At 54.6% G+C, this 1,592-nt stretch carries 1 protein-coding gene; it reads left to right on the top strand.

Annotated elements, in window-relative coordinates; genetic code table 11:
* Nucleotides 1-51: 51 nt before the first annotated feature.
* Nucleotides 52-1,350 (top strand): IS110 family RNA-guided transposase, encoded by a 1,299-nt coding sequence (locus ACFFK0_RS30625; protein ID WP_377475255.1) that lies wholly within the window; start codon nt 52-54, stop codon nt 1,348-1,350.
* The last annotated feature ends 242 nt before the right edge of the window (nt 1,351-1,592 follow it).

The raw sequence follows: 1,592 nt of genomic DNA, 5'->3' as shown, positions 1-1,592 counted from the left end.
GGGTCTCGGAATGTCGCACATTCACTGCCCTAAATGAGGAGGACGCTCTAGATGAAGCATAACCAATCCAGCAAACAAAATCAACGGATTTCGAGAATTTCTGAAACGACGCTGGTCATCGGGACTGACATCGCGAAGCACAACCATGTCGCTCGGGCCTTCAACTATCGTGGCATTGAGCTTGGCACGCGTTGCCTGTTCCAGAACGACGAGAACGGCCTGCTGAACTTGTTGGCTTGGGCCGAATCCATCCAGCAAGAACATGGACTGACAGACGTACTACTTGGCGTAGAGCCAACCGGGCACTACTGGTTCCCGCTGTTTCACTTCTTGAAGCGGCGCGGCGTCGAAGTCGTTTTGGTGAATCCGCATCACGTCAAGAAAAGTAAGGAACTCGACGACAACTCGCCGACCAAGAACGACATTAAAGATGCGAAGGTCGTTGCCAAACTCGTCATCGACGGACGCTATACACAGCCGCAGCTGCCGGAAGGCGTTTACGCCGACCTGCGTGTGCTGATGAACCAGCGAGACCGCCTGTGCGGAGATTTGAACCGCGTGAAAGGAAGAATCCACAATTGGCTGGATCGCTTCTTTCCCGAATATACACAAGTGTTTAAAGACTGGGAAGGCAAGGCTTCGCTCATCACGTTGCAACACTTTCCGCTTCCGAAAGACGTCATTGCCGCTGGCGAAACAACGGTGGTGGCCACCTGGAAGAAGAACGACGTGCAACGAGCCGTAGGCCCCAAGAGAGCGAGTCTGCTCCACCGGAAAGCCCAAAAGTCCATCGGCCTCACGGAAGGCACTGTAGCGGCCAAGCATGAGCTAGCCATGTATTTGGAGCAGTACGCCATGCTGTGCAGGCAGCTTGAGCAACTGATGGAACTCGTGGCGGGCCTGGTAGAACAGATTCCTGGCGCAACCCACATGATGAGCATTCCGTGCATCGGCCTCATCACCGTGGCAGGATTCCTGGCGGAAGTCGGCGATTTGAGCGGCTATGACCATAGCCAGCAAATCGTCCGTCATGCCGGTCTGAGCTTGCGGGAAAACAGCTCCGGGCTGCACAAAGGGGAAACGACCATCAGCAAGCGAGGGCGTTGCCGCCTCCGGGCATTGTTGTTCCGGGCCGCATTGACGATGGTCGCCAAGAATCCGGAGTTCCGTGCGCTGCACCTGTACTTCACGACGCGCCGGAATAACCCGCTGAAGAAGAAGCAGTCGATGATCGCCATCTGTAACAAGCTCATCCGCGTCTTGTTTGAACTGGGACGCAAGCAGAAGAACTATGACGCAAGCAAGGTTCTGGGTCCCCATAGGGAGGCGCAATTGCAAGCAGCAGCTTAATTCATCCACAGCTGGATAACTCACTCACGTTTCATCGCTTATACACATGTTGATCTTTGACAAACGAAGCACGGATAGGCCGGGAGAAATCATCACCATTAGGGCAACGACCCCGTAAAGGAGCTAACCTGGCCTCCACCCCTTGAGAGGTAGAACGAAGGAATGTAAGGGCATCGACCCAGGGAGATATGGGAGGGTAAACCACAAGGGTTCATGTGGAGATCCATATGCGACCATACGGC

The sequence above is a fragment of the Paenibacillus chartarius genome (genome assembly GCF_042432825.1).
Classification (GTDB): Bacteria; Bacillota; Bacilli; order Paenibacillales; family NBRC-103111; genus Gordoniibacillus; species Gordoniibacillus chartarius.
This window is presented reverse-complemented; position numbering and strand designations above follow the sequence as displayed.